General features: G+C 57.9%; 19 protein-coding genes. 10 read left to right on the top strand and 9 right to left on the bottom strand.

Annotation, left to right across the window (positions count from 1 at the left end):
- The first annotated feature begins 26 nt into the window (after window positions 1-26).
- The 5 genes from GDA65_19895 (at window position 27) to GDA65_19875 (ending at window position 3,901) form a co-directional block, all read left to right on the top strand.
- On the top strand, window positions 27-830 hold the full coding sequence (locus GDA65_19895) for a HEAT repeat domain-containing protein (GenBank protein ID MBA5864949.1): 804 nt from the start codon (window positions 27-29) through the stop codon (window positions 828-830).
- A 114-nt stretch (window positions 831-944) separates the two neighbouring features.
- Window positions 945-1,475 (top strand): peptide deformylase, encoded by a 531-nt coding sequence (gene def, locus GDA65_19890; protein MBA5864948.1) that lies wholly within the window; start codon window positions 945-947, stop codon window positions 1,473-1,475.
- 69 nt (window positions 1,476-1,544) lie between these two features.
- Window positions 1,545-3,224, top strand: a complete 1,680-nt coding sequence (locus GDA65_19885; GenBank protein ID MBA5864947.1) for an ATP-binding cassette domain-containing protein — start codon at window positions 1,545-1,547, stop codon at window positions 3,222-3,224.
- 229 nt (window positions 3,225-3,453) lie between these two features.
- Entirely contained in the window at window positions 3,454-3,648 is a 195-nt protein-coding gene (locus GDA65_19880) for a hypothetical protein (GenBank protein MBA5864946.1), read from the top strand.
- Between the two features lie 43 nt (window positions 3,649-3,691).
- Window positions 3,692-3,901, top strand: coding sequence for a hypothetical protein (locus GDA65_19875; GenBank protein ID MBA5864945.1), 210 nt, complete (start codon window positions 3,692-3,694; stop codon window positions 3,899-3,901).
- A gap of 103 nt (window positions 3,902-4,004) precedes the next feature.
- On the opposite strand, the gene GDA65_19870 is transcribed toward GDA65_19875, so the two are convergent.
- The 9 genes from GDA65_19870 to thiS all read right to left on the bottom strand — a co-directional run bounded on the left by GDA65_19870 (window position 4,005) and on the right by thiS (window position 10,605).
- Window positions 4,005-4,334, bottom strand: a complete 330-nt coding sequence (locus tag GDA65_19870) for a hypothetical protein (GenBank protein ID MBA5864944.1) — start codon at window positions 4,332-4,334, stop codon at window positions 4,005-4,007.
- Window positions 4,335-5,158: 824 nt separating this feature from the next.
- Window positions 5,159-5,671 (bottom strand): hypothetical protein, encoded by a 513-nt coding sequence (locus GDA65_19865; GenBank protein ID MBA5864943.1) that lies wholly within the window; start codon window positions 5,669-5,671, stop codon window positions 5,159-5,161.
- Between the two features lies 1 nt (window position 5,672).
- Window positions 5,673-6,476 carry a molybdopterin-synthase adenylyltransferase MoeB gene (gene moeB / locus GDA65_19860; protein ID MBA5864942.1) on the bottom strand — a complete coding sequence of 268 codons (804 nt, stop codon included), beginning with the start codon at window positions 6,474-6,476 and terminating at the stop codon, window positions 5,673-5,675.
- Window positions 6,477-6,561: 85 nt separating this feature from the next.
- Window positions 6,562-6,801 (bottom strand): FeS-binding protein, encoded by a 240-nt coding sequence (locus GDA65_19855; protein MBA5864941.1) that lies wholly within the window; start codon window positions 6,799-6,801, stop codon window positions 6,562-6,564.
- 2 nt (window positions 6,802-6,803) lie between these two features.
- Window positions 6,804-7,076: a MoaD family protein gene (locus GDA65_19850; GenBank protein MBA5864940.1), complete on the bottom strand. Its 273-nt coding sequence runs from the start codon at window positions 7,074-7,076 to the stop codon at window positions 6,804-6,806.
- A complete protein-coding gene (locus tag GDA65_19845; protein ID MBA5864939.1) occupies window positions 7,073-8,323 on the bottom strand; it encodes a threonine synthase in 1,251 nt (416 codons plus the stop codon). Before GDA65_19845 ends, GDA65_19850 begins: the two co-directional genes overlap by 4 nt.
- Window positions 8,324-8,336: 13 nt before the next feature.
- Window positions 8,337-9,164, bottom strand: a complete 828-nt coding sequence (gene moeB / locus GDA65_19840) for a molybdopterin-synthase adenylyltransferase MoeB (GenBank protein MBA5864938.1) — start codon at window positions 9,162-9,164, stop codon at window positions 8,337-8,339.
- A 314-nt stretch (window positions 9,165-9,478) separates the two neighbouring features.
- The gene (gene cysK, locus GDA65_19835) at window positions 9,479-10,408 is read right to left on the bottom strand and encodes a cysteine synthase A (protein MBA5864937.1); all 930 of its coding nucleotides are present in this window, start codon (window positions 10,406-10,408) and stop codon (window positions 9,479-9,481) included.
- Window positions 10,405-10,605, bottom strand: a complete 201-nt coding sequence (thiS, locus tag GDA65_19830; GenBank protein ID MBA5864936.1) for a sulfur carrier protein ThiS — start codon at window positions 10,603-10,605, stop codon at window positions 10,405-10,407. Before thiS ends, cysK begins: the two co-directional genes overlap by 4 nt.
- A 395-nt stretch (window positions 10,606-11,000) precedes the next feature.
- Between thiS and GDA65_19825 the strand changes: the two genes are divergently transcribed.
- The 5 genes from GDA65_19825 to GDA65_19805 all read left to right on the top strand — a co-directional run.
- Window positions 11,001-11,381, top strand: coding sequence for a hypothetical protein (locus GDA65_19825; GenBank protein MBA5864935.1), 381 nt, complete (start codon window positions 11,001-11,003; stop codon window positions 11,379-11,381).
- Between the two features lie 159 nt (window positions 11,382-11,540).
- On the top strand, window positions 11,541-12,149 hold the full coding sequence (locus tag GDA65_19820; GenBank protein ID MBA5864934.1) for a hypothetical protein: 609 nt from the start codon (window positions 11,541-11,543) through the stop codon (window positions 12,147-12,149).
- 10 nt (window positions 12,150-12,159) lie between these two features.
- Window positions 12,160-13,428 (top strand): monooxygenase, encoded by a 1,269-nt coding sequence (locus GDA65_19815; protein ID MBA5864933.1) that lies wholly within the window; start codon window positions 12,160-12,162, stop codon window positions 13,426-13,428.
- Between the two features lie 223 nt (window positions 13,429-13,651).
- Window positions 13,652-14,398, top strand: coding sequence for a hypothetical protein (locus tag GDA65_19810; GenBank protein ID MBA5864932.1), 747 nt, complete (start codon window positions 13,652-13,654; stop codon window positions 14,396-14,398).
- A 7-nt stretch (window positions 14,399-14,405) separates the two neighbouring features.
- Window positions 14,406-15,113 (top strand): hypothetical protein (locus tag GDA65_19805; GenBank protein ID MBA5864931.1); only part of this gene is annotated, 708 nt, incomplete at its 3' end.

Below are 15,113 nucleotides of genomic sequence, written 5' to 3'. Positions count from 1 at the left end.
ACGAGGTGAGTGAGAGGAACGTGATGATGATCGGAGCCGGGCAACAGAGCAAGCGTCAACTGGTGGTGCGGGGTCTCATTCTCCTGGGCCTGTTGGGAATGACGCCGGAGGCGGGCTGGTCTGCCGCCATGGTGTGGCCGGTGCAAATGCCGTATGAAGCACCGCCCAAGCCGGAAACGGTCCCAGATGTGTCGGTGGCGCCCAACAACAAGGCCTTGACCCCGGAAGAGCTCCAGCGGGCGGAATCGCTGTTGCCGCTGTTGGAGGGGAAGCAGGAATTTTGGGCCATGGGAGAATTTGTCCACCTGGGCGAACCGGCGATCCCGGTATTGACGAAGGCGCTGACGATGACCGGTCCTCGCATCCGGTACAATGCCATCGAGACGATGTCGATGATCAAAGCTCCCGCCGCTACGCCGGCGTTGCTGGAAGCGGCGAAATCGACCACGGAAATTCCACGTATCCGTGAGCATGCGTTGCGGGTGGCCGTGCGGCTCGATCCTCAGCAGGCGCCGCCTGCGATTGAGGCCATGGCCAAGGATCCGAATTCGGTGATCCGCAAGGCGGCGGCGTTCGAAGCGCGGTATGTGCGCCGCAAGGAGGTGATCCAACCACTGATTGATCTGCTGGGGGACGAGGAGAAGTTTGTGGCCATGTCCGCGGTCCAATCGTTATGGATGTTGACCCGGCACGAGACAGAGTTCCACGACTGGGATGCGTCCAACAAGCAGGACCGCCAGAGCTGGGCCCAGGAATGGATCGAATGGTGGAATCAATCGAAGGAGACATTTGAGATTCCTGACCCGAAGAGCCGCAAGCAAGCCGGTTGACGTCGGGACGGACGAGGCGGTTGCGCAGCATCAAAAAGCCGTGGTAGGTACAGAGCAGGCAATGATTGCGCGGCCCGGGCGGGTCGCGTGCAGGCAGAGAGACAAGGGTGAACCATGGCCATATTGGCAATCAGTAAACTGGGCAATCCGATTCTCCGGCAGCAGTCCCTGTCGGTATCCCCGAGCGAGATAAAGAAAGCGGCCTTTCAGCAGCTCATCGACGACATGTTTGAAACCATGTATGACGAACCGGGCATCGGGTTGGCCGCCCCGCAGGTGGGCCGGTCGCAGCAACTCGTCGTCATGGATTGCCCCGGCGAAGGCGGGTTTCCCAAGACCGTACTCATCAATCCGACGATTCGTTTTTACGGGCCCGAGCAGGTTGAGGGCTGGGAAGGGTGTCTGAGTGTCGACGGATTACGCGGCAAGGTGACCCGGCCATCAATTGTGCGCGTGACGGGACTGGACCGTCAGGGCAAACCGCTTGATCTTGAAGCCAGCGGGCTGTACGCGGTGTGTATCCAGCATGAGCTGGATCATCTCATCGGAAAATTATTCATCGACCGCATGACCGACTTCTCCACGCTGACCCAGATGGATGAGTTTCAGAAGTATTGGCAAAAGGAACCGGCCAGTGTCATTTGATCCGTTCCGCCTCGCTGAGTCGTTGTGAACTCGCTCCTACGCGTCCTGTCTTACCTCAAGCCGTTCCGGATGCTGGCGGTCGTGACCTTCGTCTGTGCGGGGCTCGCCACGGCGTTGGAACTAGTACCGCCGTATCTCGTCAAAGTCGTCATCGACGATGTGATCCAGGCCAAACGTCCCGAGATGCTCACCTGGGTGCTGAGCGCCTTGCTGGGATCCTATGTCTTGCGGAACCTGATGAGTTCGATGCGGGTGCGGTTTAACAATTTGCTCGAGCAAAAGGCCGTGCACACGCTGCGTATGCAAGTATTCGGCGCCTTGCAACGCTTGTCGCTGAGCTATTTCGAAAATCGTTCGACCGGCGAGATCATGACCCGGGTGACGAGTGATACCGAACATGTCGAACGGATCTTCGTGGACGGGCTCGAAGGGTTGCTGACCGCCTCCCTTACGCTGGTCGGTATCACGATCATGATGTTTTTCCTGAATTGGAAATTGGCGCTGTTGTCGCTGTTGCCCATTCCGATCCTGATCGTGTGCGCCGCCTGGTTTACCAAGCGCGTACACAAGTACTATGCCGAGCTCCGCAAGAGCGTGGCCGATCTGAATGCGTACTTGCAAGATGCCCTGTCGGGGATTAAGGAGACCATTGGCTTCAATCAGCATGATTACGAACGGAAGCGCTTTGAAATCCTCAGCCAAACCTACAGCCAGAATAGTTTGCGGGCCATGTTTCTGTGGTCGTGGTATTGGCCGGGCATGGTGTTTGTCGGCAGTACCGGTACAGTCCTCATTCTCTGGTATGGAGCGCAGGAAGTGATGGCCGGCAATTTGACGGTCGGCCAACTGGTCATGTTCCTGTCCTATCTCGGGTTGTTTTATACGCCGATCAACGAAATTCATTCGCTGAACCACATGCTGCAACATGCCCTGGCAGCCAGCGAGCGCGTGTTCGAAATTCTCGATACCAAAGCGGAGGTCGAGGATCGGCCTGGCGCGGTGCGGCCTGTCGAACGGTTGAACGGCGCAGTGGAGTATCGGCAGGTGATATTCGGCTACCGGCAAGAAGGCACGGTCTTATCCAATGTGAATCTCACCGTCAGACCCGGGGAGCGCATTGCGCTGGTGGGTCCCAGCGGCGCAGGGAAAACATCCTTGTTGAAGCTCCTGATGCGGTTTTACGATGTCCGGAGCGGCGCGGTGCTGGTGGACGGCTACGATGTCCGGGACCTGCCGGTGGCGTTTTTGAGAGGACAGATCGGCCTGGTGCAGCAGGAGCCCTTTCTCTTTAACGGGACGGTGCGGCAGAATATCGTCTACAGCGACCTGTCGGCCAGCCATGAGCGAGTGGAAGCGGCGGCCCGTGCGGCTCGCGCACATGACTTTATCACCAGGCTTCCGGATGGGTATGATAGCTGGATCGGGGAGCGGGGCGTAAAACTGTCGGTCGGACAGAAGCAGCGGGTCTCCATTGCGCGTGTACTGCTTAAGGATCCGCCGATTGTGATCTTCGATGAGGCGACGTCCAATATCGACACCGAGACCGAGGTCAAAATCCGCGAAGCCCTGAACGATCTGACGAAGGGACGCACCACCTTCATTATTGCGCACCGCCTGGCGACGCTGCATGATGTGGACCGCATTATCGTTGTGGAGCATGGGACGATCGTCGAGGAAGGCCACCATGAGGCGCTCATGCGACGCGGCGGGGTGTATGCGGGGCTGTATGAAGCTCAATTTAAAATCTAGGAGGATGCTGAAAAAGTCCGCCAGCATCGTTCTCGCATCGTGAAAGAGCTCAACGTACCGCAAGGGTACGCCTCGCTCTTTCACGTCGCTGCGGCCTTGCTGGACGGCCATTTTGAGCATCCTGACGAATAGGTATAAGAAATACGCGGTCAATATCCGGGAGTCGATTGAATATCAAGTATTACGGTTGCCTAGACTTCATGAATGATGATCCAAGGGAGTAATGGATATGGTGCTGATATACGAGAATGATCCGCTCGACAATGAGGATGCCAGAGGGCGGTTTTATCACGTGTGCCGGGGCCGAATCGATCGGACAGAAATCACGCTGCCCCAAGGGCAATCGATATATGAGTGTGCGGTGTGCGGGATTGATCTAGAGCCTGAAGATTTCTGGATCGCGCGGCAAAAGGGGTCGGTGTAGCGCGGTCGCGCGCACCGGGTGCGGATATAGGGAGGAGTTCGTTATGCCTGGAAGTATAGGCCGGAAGACGGTATCCGTCTCACGCGGGCTGATGATGTTGTGCGAGACCTGCTTCGATCAGGTCTATGCCGAAAAGTTGCCTGATGCGAGGAACTTTATCGCCGATCATGAAGCGTTGTTCGACACGATTTGTATGGGCTGCACGGATATCAATCGTCCGCTTATCGACGACATGCTGGGGAGTTCAGAGTAGCCGCCTCGCGCCCTTGCCAAGCGCCGGAGCACCCATCCAGAAAGCGCCGCTGCTCACCCGGATGGATAGCCGGAAGCATGGCCTTCTTGCATACCCGCGAAGACTACTTGCAAGTTTTCCCGTCGAAATGCAGGCAGGTCGATTCGCCGGATTTCACCTTCCAGGTTTTTAGGAGCGGGGGCAGGCCTTCGCGCGTTTCCACCACGATATCCACCAATCCCGACTGCGGCAGTTTCTCGATATGCGGGCGGGCTTCTTCCGGCACCTCCACCCAGAACACTGCGCCGAGCGTTGAGATCAGAATGCGGCTGTTTTCAGCATCCACGTTGATGATGGGGCTGTAATAGCTCTTTTCAGCCGCGGAGGTTGCTCCAGGGTTTGTGAGGCCGGCCAAGCAAACAATGAGGGCGATAAGTACGGGCAGCAATCGCATTGAATACTCCCTTCCCAAAAGAAAGTACAAAGACGGAGTATGCCACCACTGTGCCTGCCGTCGCAATATGAGCCGCAACGACCACCACCACTTCTCACGGCAGGCATACCCAGATAGCCTGCGCCGCCGCTATTTCAGGTGCGACCTTCACCACCTATCCAAGAAAGCGAGGGGTTTGCTGTCGAAGTTCGCGAGCAAGCAGCACGTGAGTATGAGCCGCACTCTTGAATCATGCCCGTCAAGAGCGTAGAAGTGTTCTATACCTCACCATGGAGATTCCATCTCTCATTATCCTCGCGGTTGCGGTAGTGCTAGGTCTCTATTGCCTACGCGCACTGATCAAGCTCAGCCTCTCCGTTGCGCTTCTTCTGCTGTTCCTCACAGTCAGCGGGGCGTTGTCGTTTATCTTTCTTCCCGGTGTCCGATCGATCTTCAGTTCTCTGAAAGGCGGCTGAGCCTCCCGGGCTCGTCATCTGCGCACGTCTAGCAGGCTGCGGGAAAACTCATTTTTTGCACGCTACGCCGCGATCAGCTCACGTGGCGTGTTGGTATCAGGATAGTAGGCAGGATGCGCAACAAGGCCATCCAGCAAGGCCGCAGCGAGTGAAGCGGCGACTCGTACTCGTGTCGTACGTTGAGCCGCTGAACGATGCGAGAACGCCGCTGGTGGACTTTTTCCGCATCCTGCTAGACGCGCGAGGCTATGGCGGAGCCTCGTGACAGGAAGACCTCTTGAATAAGGCAGAGGCGAAGGCGGCGCCAGGGCATCGTTGCCGAGCGATTGGGAGAGGGAATCGGCTGGAATCGGCGGCGTAGAGAAACGGCTACATGATATGGATGTCGGCGGGACGTACTTGACCGCCGGCGATCCAATAGGTGCGAATGTCTGCTGCGGGGGAGTGCATCAGTGAAACGAGGAGATAGGCCGGAACCGGCAGATTGATACGTTGCCAAATTTCTTCGTAGTCGGTGGCAATCTTGATGTCGGTGTGCGACGGCCGCGCCGGATCTTTCGGGTGTGAATGATAGACCACCTGAAGGTCCAGGCCATTCTTGCGAATGTCTTTCTTGGCGGCGGAAAAGTCTCCCATATCCATGACAAAGGCGATCTCCGCCCGTTCTTCCGGAGACAGCCGCTCCAGATGGGCGACCTTGTCCTCATCGAAGGTGGAGAGTTTTTCCGCCCCTTCGGCGGCCACGATGTTCGTGATGCGGTAGAGGTGCGTGACGGTCTTGTTTGTACCGGCCAGCAGACCACAGCATTCGAACGGGGCCAATTCGCGCGCGTGGGCGACGATTTGATCAAGGATATACTGAGGAATCGACAGATCAGGCATGTCAGATAGTACAGGCCACACTGTAATCTCCGCCCAGGTCCTTGATCGTCGGAGTGGCGCTGCACAAAGGACAACGCGGATCTTTCGGGCGGGACACCTTGCGGAATTTCATTTCCAAGGCATCGTAGATCACCAGCTTATCTGCGATCGTTTCACCGATGCCGAGAATTTCCTTAATCGCCTCCGATGCCTGCAGAATGCCCATGGTGCCGGCCAGCACGCCCAACACACCGGCTTCCTGGCAGTTCGGGACCAGACCGGCCGGAGGCGGCTCGGGATAGAGGCAGCGGTAGCAGGGGAAGCCGGCATGGGGTTTAATGCTCGTGAGTTGGCCTTCAAACCGGAACATGCTGGCGGAAATGAGCGTCTTCTTTGCAAAGAAACAGGCATCGTTGACCAGGAATCGCGTGGTGAAATTGTCGGAGCCGTCTAGCACGATGTCATAGTCGGACACGAGCCCAAGAATATTCTCAGAATCGACGTTCAGTTGATAGGTCTTGAGTGTGATGTCGGGGTTGATGGCCGACAGCATCCTTCGTCCCGATTCAACCTTGGGCACTCCAACGGTGGCGGTGGTATGCAGAATCTGACGCTGCAGGTTGGACAAGTCCACCACATCGCCGTCGACCAGACCGATCGTACCGATTCCCGCTGCCGCCAGGTAGAGGGCCGCAGGTGATCCGAGCCCGCCGGCTCCGATCAACAGCACCTTGGCTTTTGACAGTTTGACCTGTCCCTTGCCGCCCACCTCGTTGAGGATAATGTGCCGGCTGTATCGCTGTATTTGTTGTTCGGTAAATTCCATTCGACTGGTCTCTCGTCGTTCGTGAAGCGTGAAGGGGTTAGGAGGTACGCTGACCTACGCGCCACGATCTACGCGTTACGCCGTGTTATTCCACCACGTTGAGTTCGATCGGATCCACGACGCAGCCTTTGGTCCGGATGCCGTCGATGGCCCGTTCGATCTCTTCCGTCTCGCCGGTGAGTTCGAGATCCATCCATCCCGTGGTCTCCCGCACATCGGCGCGGCGGACATTGGTCACCACCTTGAACTCATGTCCGATTTGATAAATGATCGGCTCTTTGATTTTATTCTCGGGAAAACGAATGTGAAATCGTAAGCTGGTCATGGTTATCCTCCGGCGATCGCGGGAACGATGGACACTTCGTCGCCGTCTTTCAGCGAGGTCTCTTTCCCGTTCAGGAAGCGGATATCTTCCTCGTTGACGTAGATATTTACGAAGCGCCGCAAGTCGCCCTTTTCATCGCAGAGCCGGTTCTTCAGGCCGGGATAGGCGGCATCGAGCGATCCGATCATGTCCACAATGTTGGCTGCCGCGGATTCAACCTCACCCTGGCCTTTCGTGAGCGGACGCAAGGGCGTTGGAATACGAACCTTAATCATGAGTCACCACCACTGTTCTTTCCCATTTTGAATGTTTTTTGGAAGTTCACCAGGCTGGGCTGGATGCGGAACGGACGCCCCACGGCATCTACGACTGCCTCCTGGGTCTTGAGTCCGTTGCCCGTGATGTAGGCGACGGTCACGTCGTTCTTCTTGATCAGCCCCTGCTTGACGAGTTTGCACAAGACACCGATTGTCACGCCGCCCGCCGTTTCGGCAAAGATACCTTCGGTCTGAGCCAGCAGCTTGATGCCTTCTACGACCTCTTCGTCCGTCACCGCATCCATCGCGCCTTTGCTTTCGGCGGTGGCTTTCAAGGCGTAGTAGCCGTCGGCCGGGTTGCCGATGGCGAGTGACTTGGCGATGGTCTTCGGCTTGACCGGCTTGAAGAAGTCCCGGCCGGCCTTAAAGGCTGTAGCGATGGGGGAACAACCTTCGGCCTGTGCGCCGTTGATCTTGGTGCGGACCTGATCGACCAGCCCGAGCGCATGCATTTCGTGCAGGCCCTTCCAGATCTTCGTCAGCAGGGAGCCCGAGGCCATGGGAATCACGGCCTGGTCCGGCGTGCGCCAGCCGAGTTGCTCGACCGTCTCGAAGGCCAGCGTTTTCGACCCCTCCGCATAGTAGGGGCGGATGTTGATGTTCACGAAGGCCCAGCCATGTTCACCGGCGATTTCGCTGCAGAGCCGGTTCACATCGTCGTAGTTGCCTTCGACCTCGACCACGTTCGGCTTATAAATCAGGTTGCCGAGAACCTTGGCGGCTTCGAGGTCCGCCGGGATGAAGACGTAACACTTCATTCCCGCAGCGGCGGCATGGGCGGCGACGGAGTTCGCCAGATTGCCGGTTGACGCGCAGGCCACCGTTTCAAAACCGAGTTCCCGCGCGCGTGTGAGGGCGACCGACACGACCCGATCTTTAAACGACAGGGTCGGATGGTTGACCGTATCGTTCTTGATATACAGTTCGTCGATGCCCAGATGCGCGCCGAGATTCTTCGCCCGTACCAATGGCGTCAGCCCGGCATGGGGGCCGATGATCGCGGTGCTCTCGACCGGCAGCAGGTCGATGTAACGCCACATGCTGTTCGGGCCTTGTTCGATTTTCTTCCGCGAGATGGTGCTCTTGATCTCGTCGTAGTTGTATTTCACTTCCAGCGGGCCGAAGCACATCTCGCAGACGTGGATGGCTTTGGGTGGATATTCCTTCCCACATTCCCGGCACACGAGCGCTTTCATTTTCGACATGGAGACACCTTCGCTACAAGTTACGTTGACCCGGAAGCGCGCACGTCGGCCCGCCGACGTCGCCGTCTTCAATCAGCTCCGTCATCGTGGGCCGTTCGCCGCACAGCGGACAATCGGGGTTCCGCTTAATGCGGATTTCTCTGAACTGGGTGCGTCGCGCATCAAAATCCAGCAGGCGATCGGTCAAGGGGCGGCCGATGCCCAGGATGAGCTTGAGCGCCTCAGTAGCCTGAATCGTGCCGATGATGCCGGCCAACACGCCGATGACGCCCGCTTCCTGGCAGGATGCGACGAGTCCTTCGGGTGGCGGCTTCTTAAAGACACACCGATAACAGGCCGACTTCTTCGGAATAATGGTGGTCACGCGCCCGTCGAACCGGAGAATGCCGCCGTGCACCAGGGGTTTGCCGGCAAAATAGCAGGCGTCGTTGATCAGGAACTTCGTGGGGAAATTATCGACGCCGTCGATGACCACATCGTAGCCGCCGATAATTTTGAGAGCATTGCCCGCCGTGAGTCGCTCTTCATACATCACCACGTTCACGTCGGGATTGAGCGCCTGAATCTTCTCCTTGCCGGAGACGACTTTGGGGCGGCCTACGTCCGGTGTCTGGTGAATGACCTGACGCTGCAGATTGCTCAGATCCACCACATCGCTGTCGATGAGGCCGATGGTGCCGATCCCTGCCGCGGCCAGATATAGGGCTGCCGGAGACCCAAGGCCGCCGGCTCCGACGATGAGGACCTTCCCATGGATGATCTTCTTTTGACCCTTCCCGCCGACTTCCGGCAGGAGGATGTGGCGGCTGTAGCGGTTGATTTGTGTTTCTGTAAATTCCATGTCCGACGGAGGCTGAAAACCGTCACCAGCGGTGTTCTCGCATCGTTCAGGCCCTCAACGTACCGCAAGGGTACGCCTCGGTCCTTCACTCGCTGCGGCCTTGCTGGATGACGCTTTTGAGCCTCCTCTCCCTAGGTAATCTGAACCGAGCTCAGATGTTGAAAATCTTTCGGACGCTAAAATGGCCTTCAGCTTCGTTCTCGGCTCGAGGAAATCCTCAACGTACCCAGAGGGTACGCCTCCGGTTTCCTCTCACCTGCGGCCTTGCTGAGAGACCATTTTGAGCATCCCCCTCATTCATTCATTCCAACAGGTCAAATGTTGAAATACTTTTCGATGCTGATATACCGCTCGCCGGTGTCGCAGAGAATCGTGACGACATTCTTGCCCGGTCCCAATTCCTCGGCGATCTTCTGCGCGGCGAAGACGTTGGCTCCGGCGGAGATGCCGACCAGCAGCCCTTCCTTCTTCGCCAGCAACTTTGCCGTTTGATAGGCTTCATCATCGGTGACCGTGATCACGCGATCCAGCAATGTCCGGTTCAACACTTTGGGCACAAATCCGGCGCCGATACCCTGAATTTTGTGGGGGCCCGGATCTCCGCCGGACAAGACGGGTGAGCCGGCCGGTTCCACCGCCACGATCTTTGCCGCCGGATTTCGCTCTCTGATCACTTCTCCGCAGCCGGTGATCGTTCCGCCGGTGCCGACGGCCGCGACGAAGGCGTCCACTCGTCCATCCAGTGCGTCCACGATTTCCGGACCGGTCGTTTTGCGGTGCATCGCCGGATTTGCCGGGTTGGAGAACTGGTCCGGCATGTAGTACGAAGGATTCTGTGCAACGATGCTCTCCGCTTCCTTGATTGAGCCCTTCATCCCTTCCCAGGCCGCCGTGAGGACAAGCTGCGCGCCATATGAGGATAACAGGCTCGCACGTTCCATACTCATGCTTTCGGGCATGACTAAAATCAGTTTATAACCTCGTACCGCTGCGACCAAGGCCAGGCCGATGCCGGTATTGCCGCTCGTCGGTTCGACAATGGTCCCGCCTGGCTTCAGTTTACCCAGCCGCTCCGCCTCGTTGATCATGTTGAGGCAGATACGATCCTTAATGCTTCCGCCGGGGTTGAACGACTCAACCTTGGCATAGATCGTTGCCGAGCCAGGTTTGCTCAACCGGTTGAGGCGCACCAACGGCGTACCGCCGATCAACTCCGTAATATCTGCGTGAGCCTTGACGGTCACCGGCCACCGCCCATGTAGAAGAGAAATTCCACATGATCGCCGTCTTTCAACTGAGTGGTCTCGAGGTGCGTCCGTTCCAGCATGGTGTCATTCACTTCAACCGCGACCATTTGCGGCTCGATACTTTTCGCTTTCAACAGATCCAGGACCGTACCGCCTGCGATCTCTTCCGCCTTGCCATTGATCATCACCTGCATATCTGCTCCTGAGAAGGTAAGAGTCCGACAGGATACTGAACATGTCCGCCAGCGGCGTTCTCGCATCTCTCAGGTTCTCAACGTCCCGCCAGGGTACGCCTCGTCCCTTCGTTCGCTGCAGCCTCGCTGGCCGGCCATTTTGAGCACCCTGTCACAAGGGATTCTTGGTGCGCCTTACGTGTAGGTGCTCACTGTTTTGATGAGCTCACCGTGACTTGCAGCAAACTGCTAAATAATTTCAAGAAGTTAGCAAACGCGTTCTTATGTTGTCAAGGCAACGGACCCTCTATGGATCGAGAGGAGGAGGCTGCTGCGGAGTCATGTGATAAGGACGGCCGCTTTCTTGACTTTCACCATGCCTAGCTTACAGTATGCGCCGGTCTGGAGGGTAGGGTATGTGGAAGAAAAATTTCTTATTCCGCGCGCATGAGGCGGCTCCGCTGAAAGAGTCGGAGAACGAGCTGTTTCATGACGACGCTGAGCCGGCATTGGATAGCGCCGGATTGCAAATGGAAAAGTTCCTCTCTGTATGGGTGCAGGGGGAAGGCGAAGACGAACGCCCCACTATGTATACGAATATGTATGTGCGCACCGCTACGCTGGATTTCAAAACTCGCGCGGGATTTCTGCAACCGTTGCAAGGGCGCACGCACCAGATCAAGCAGATGTTGACGGCGGAACAGAAGGGGTTTTTGCGAGATTGGCTGACCACGACCTCACCTCAAGCCTGGGCCGAATCCGACGACCATTTTCGAACGCTCTTTGACCTCGAGTGATCGGTTCAGCGGGATATGCTGAAAACCTCCGCCAGCGGCGTGCTCGCGTCATTCAGATCCTCAACGTACCGCAAGGGTACGCCTCAGATCTTCATTCGCTGCGGCCTTGCTGGGCGAACGTTTTGAGCATCCGGCGGGAATATATACTCGTGACCTCCAATGTGTGATATATCGATTTCGCAGGGGCAAAGTGTCGGCTCTCTGCAACCTGCCAGTCTCAGCGCGACTCACCGGAATCTCTCTTGCCTCATCGCCTTGATTGTTGCTGGCCTTGTGTTTCTGACGCAGCTGCCGGTCTATGCCTCCGCCACGATTGAGGTCTACTATGCGCCAGAGGATCGGCCCATTGATCGAGTCGTTCATTTGTATGACCGGGCGACCAAATATATCTACGTGTCGGTCTATGGGTTGACGGCGCCGTCGGTGGTGAAGGCGTTGGTGGAGGCGAAACATCGCGGCGTCGATGTCCGGGTGATCACCGACCGCGAACGTCTCACGGATCCGAAACAGCGGAGCGCCGTGAATACCCTGCGGCTGGCTGGCGTGCCCATTAGGATCAACCGGCATGATGCGTTGATGCATCTCAAGCAGGTGGTGATCGACGATCGCATCAATACCTCCGGTTCAGCGAATCAGACGACGAGTGGCAATCGGTACAATGATGAGCGGCTCGACGTCATTACCGATGCGCGTTTGACGGCCAAATCCCGTGAAAAATTCTTGGCCATGTGGAACGACCAGGAACGATTCGTCGTCTGGACTGAGTAAGGGATTGCGCATGGGGCGAGCCATGATTGAAACGGATGTGGCGATTGTCGGTGCGGGCGGCGGGGGTGCCGTTCTGGCCTTGCTGCTCGCGCAGAAGGGTGTGCGTTCGTTGGTGCTGGAACGGGCTGCCGGGCCTCCGCAGGGTCTGCGCGGTGAAATTCTTCAGCCGAACGGCCAGCGAGTGCTTGATCGTCTCGGGTTGCTCGACACACTGCCGGCTCAGGCCGTTCGGTCGGTTCACCGGTTCAATTTTTGCCGATCGGGGGGCGAACGGCTCTGCACGGTGGACTACAGGGACCTTCCCGCTCCCTACAATCGCGCAGTGGTGACGTTGCCGAATGTGGCGCACCATGCCATTCTCGATGCGCTGGAGAAACAGAATCCCGGCGGGCTCTGGTACGATGCCACCTTTACCGGACTTCGCTTCGAGGGCAGTCGCGTCGTCGGTTTGCAGGCGACCCGTCACGGTGAGCCGATCGAGGTGTGCTCGCGCCTGGTTGTCGGAGCGGACGGTGCGTTCTCAAAGGTGCGGGAGTGCCTCGGCATCTCCGCGGATCTCCACCGGTATCCGGAAAGTTATCTCATTGCGATTCTCAAGGCTCCACCGGGATTCGATGAGGCGCGGTATCTGGTGGGCAAACGTGAGATTCTGGGATTGTTTCCGGCTGCCGGGCAACAGGTCTATGTCTTCTATATGATCAAGGCCGGTTCATATGAAGCGGTGAAAGCGCAGGGGCTGGATGTGTTACGGCGAGCCTGGGTGCGGATCGATCCCGGCATGGGAGCGATCGTCGCAGGTCTGGTTGATTGGAGTCAGACGGGGTATATGCCGACGGGACGTGTCAAAACGGATCGCTGGGTGGCGGATGGCGCCTTGCTCATCGGCGATGCCGCCCATGCCATGAATCCCCATGCGTCTCAAGGGCGCATGCAAGCGATGGTGGATGCGGTGACGGTGGCGGATCTCATTCCGAGCTGGCTCAAAAATAATACGTTATCGGCTGAGGCATTACGCGCCTTCGAAGTCGCCAGGCGGCCGCAGGTGAGCATGTTGCAGCGGCTGGCCGATGAGCAATGTCGATTTTGGAATACCGGCAATCCGCTGCTGGCTTATTTGCGAGACCGGGTGTTTCGAACGCTCGACCGCAATGCGCGACTGCGATATTGCGTGCTGTCTACCACCGCCGGGCTGCGGCATCGTCCGCCGTTTTCCCTGCTCGATCGGGTGATGGCGGCGGGATTCTTGCCAGACCCGCGCGCCCACCTGAGAGGAGGCTGAAAACGTTCGCCAGCGGTGTTCTCGCCTCGTTCAGACCCTCAACGTACCGCGAGGGTACGCCTCGGCTCTTCACTTGGCTGCGGCCTTGCTGGACGAACGTTTTGAGCCTCCTCTTCAATGTGTTCTGTTGTGATCGGTGTGACGGGCATGTATTCTCCGAATGGTATACAGGCAGAAGGAGAGTGAGCCTGATGAATTCCATAGCAATACAGCAGAGGTGCTTGTGACCCAACCCACCGCACTCGATATCCCCACCGAGGTTCAGGAGCTGTTGAAGCGATACGTCAAGGAAACAACGGCATTGCTCGGCTCGCAATTGGAAGGCATCCTCCTCTACGGAAGCGCTGTGGGCGGGGAGTTTTTGCCGGGCCGTTCCAATCTCAATCTTCTCTTGATGCTCTCCGGCTACGAGCGGGAGGGGATGGCGCGGTATGCGAAGGCCCATAAGCGCTGGAGCCGCGAGCAATTCGTCGTTCCGCTGCTGGTGACCGAGGCTGAGCTCACAAAGCCAGGAACGGTGTTTCCGCTCGAATATCTGGAAATTCAGGAACAACACCGCGTGCTCTGGGGGCGTGATCCGTTCATTGGCCTTCATATCGACCGGACGCATTTGGCCTACCAGGTGCAACAGGGAATCCAAGGCAATCTGGTGCGGCTGCGGCAGCGGTTTATCGAGGGCGGGGGCACGGAGGAAGCGATGACCATGTTGTTGCCGCTGTCGTTGACGGCGCTACTGCCCTGTTTGCGTGGTGTGCAACGGTTGGCCGGGCAACCGGCACTGTATCAGTCCGACGCGTTACTCAGGGCCATTCGCAGCATGACGGGGCTCGACCTCGCCGGGCTTGGTGATGTGTTGGAATTGAAGCGCGGAATCATTTCTCCCGGGCCGGTGGAGGTGCCGCGGTTGTTCGAGCGGTATGCGGGGAATCTTGACGCGTTGATCGCATTGATCCGGCGGACGGGACGGTGACACCGCGATGAACCGTGGATCCATTCGTTCAATCAGTCTTGTTGCCTGCTTTTGGGCAGCATGGTTCTGGATAGCGGCCTCGACTGCTGGGGCGCGGGAACCAGTTCCGAACTATGACCCGCAAGGGTATGTCAGTGACCATGCCGGCGTGATCGATGCGGAGTGGCGCGCCAGAATCCGGTCGGTCTGCCAGGATCTCGAACGGAAGACCGGAGTGGAGATGGTCGTGGTCACTGTGCCGGCGCTGAAACCCTATCCGTCAGCCAACGATTATGCGATGGGCCTCTATCAGAAATGGGGCATCGGTTCTGCCCAGGACGAACATGGGGTCTTGATCCTGTTGGCGGTGCAGGAACGGCAGGCGGCCGTGACCATGGGACGGCGTATGATTCCGGTGATGGGCGGCGAAGTGGTCGGCAGGGTCGGACACGAGTATCTCGATCCCGCGATTAAGAACGGGCATTTCGACGAAGGGCTGTATCGTACGGTCGTAGCCTTGGCCTCTGTGTCGCAGGAGATCCGTGTCGGGACAACGAAGAGGGCGCATTTCCGCGGGCTGGGGTTCTGGATCACCGTCACCACGGCCAGCGGGGCGCTGTGGTTTCTTTGGTGGTTGAGCCGTCCGGACCTCAGACATCCTTATGGCCGCATCAGAAAGGGACAGTATTGGGGCAGCGGGCAAGGTGGATTCGGCGGGAACTTCGGCGGCATGGGC

The organism is Nitrospira sp. CR1.1 (genome assembly GCA_014055465.1).
Lineage (GTDB): Bacteria > Nitrospirota > Nitrospiria > Nitrospirales > Nitrospiraceae > Nitrospira_A.
The sequence above is the reverse complement of the archived record's forward strand: the minus strand, read 5'-3'. Positions and strand labels throughout refer to the sequence as shown.

Excerpts from the sequence above, each read along its gene's own strand:
- GDA65_19895 (MBA5864949.1), top strand. The coding sequence starts at position 27 with ATGATCGGAGCCGGGCAACAGAGCAAGCGTCAACTGGTGGTGCGGGGT.
- GDA65_19850 (MBA5864940.1), bottom strand. The coding sequence starts at position 7,076 with ATGATTAAGGTTCGTATTCCAACGCCCTTGCGTCCGCTCACGAAAGGC.
- GDA65_19825 (MBA5864935.1), top strand. The coding sequence starts at position 11,001 with ATGTGGAAGAAAAATTTCTTATTCCGCGCGCATGAGGCGGCTCCGCTG.
- GDA65_19870 (MBA5864944.1), bottom strand. The coding sequence starts at position 4,334 with ATGCGATTGCTGCCCGTACTTATCGCCCTCATTGTTTGCTTGGCCGGC.
- GDA65_19875 (MBA5864945.1), top strand. The coding sequence starts at position 3,692 with ATGCCTGGAAGTATAGGCCGGAAGACGGTATCCGTCTCACGCGGGCTG.
- GDA65_19845 (MBA5864939.1), bottom strand. The coding sequence starts at position 8,323 with ATGTCGAAAATGAAAGCGCTCGTGTGCCGGGAATGTGGGAAGGAATAT.
- moeB (MBA5864938.1), bottom strand. The coding sequence starts at position 9,164 with ATGGAATTTACAGAAACACAAATCAACCGCTACAGCCGCCACATCCTC.
- GDA65_19815 (MBA5864933.1), top strand. The coding sequence starts at position 12,160 with ATGGGGCGAGCCATGATTGAAACGGATGTGGCGATTGTCGGTGCGGGC.
- GDA65_19855 (MBA5864941.1), bottom strand. The coding sequence starts at position 6,801 with ATGACCAGCTTACGATTTCACATTCGTTTTCCCGAGAATAAAATCAAA.
- GDA65_19820 (MBA5864934.1), top strand. The coding sequence starts at position 11,541 with ATGTGTGATATATCGATTTCGCAGGGGCAAAGTGTCGGCTCTCTGCAA.
- GDA65_19865 (MBA5864943.1), bottom strand. The coding sequence starts at position 5,671 with ATGCCTGATCTGTCGATTCCTCAGTATATCCTTGATCAAATCGTCGCC.
- GDA65_19880 (MBA5864946.1), top strand. The coding sequence starts at position 3,454 with ATGGTGCTGATATACGAGAATGATCCGCTCGACAATGAGGATGCCAGA.
- def (MBA5864948.1), top strand. The coding sequence starts at position 945 with ATGGCCATATTGGCAATCAGTAAACTGGGCAATCCGATTCTCCGGCAG.
- moeB (MBA5864942.1), bottom strand. The coding sequence starts at position 6,476 with ATGGAATTTACCGAACAACAAATACAGCGATACAGCCGGCACATTATC.
- GDA65_19885 (MBA5864947.1), top strand. The coding sequence starts at position 1,545 with ATGCTGGCGGTCGTGACCTTCGTCTGTGCGGGGCTCGCCACGGCGTTG.
- thiS (MBA5864936.1), bottom strand. The coding sequence starts at position 10,605 with ATGCAGGTGATGATCAATGGCAAGGCGGAAGAGATCGCAGGCGGTACG.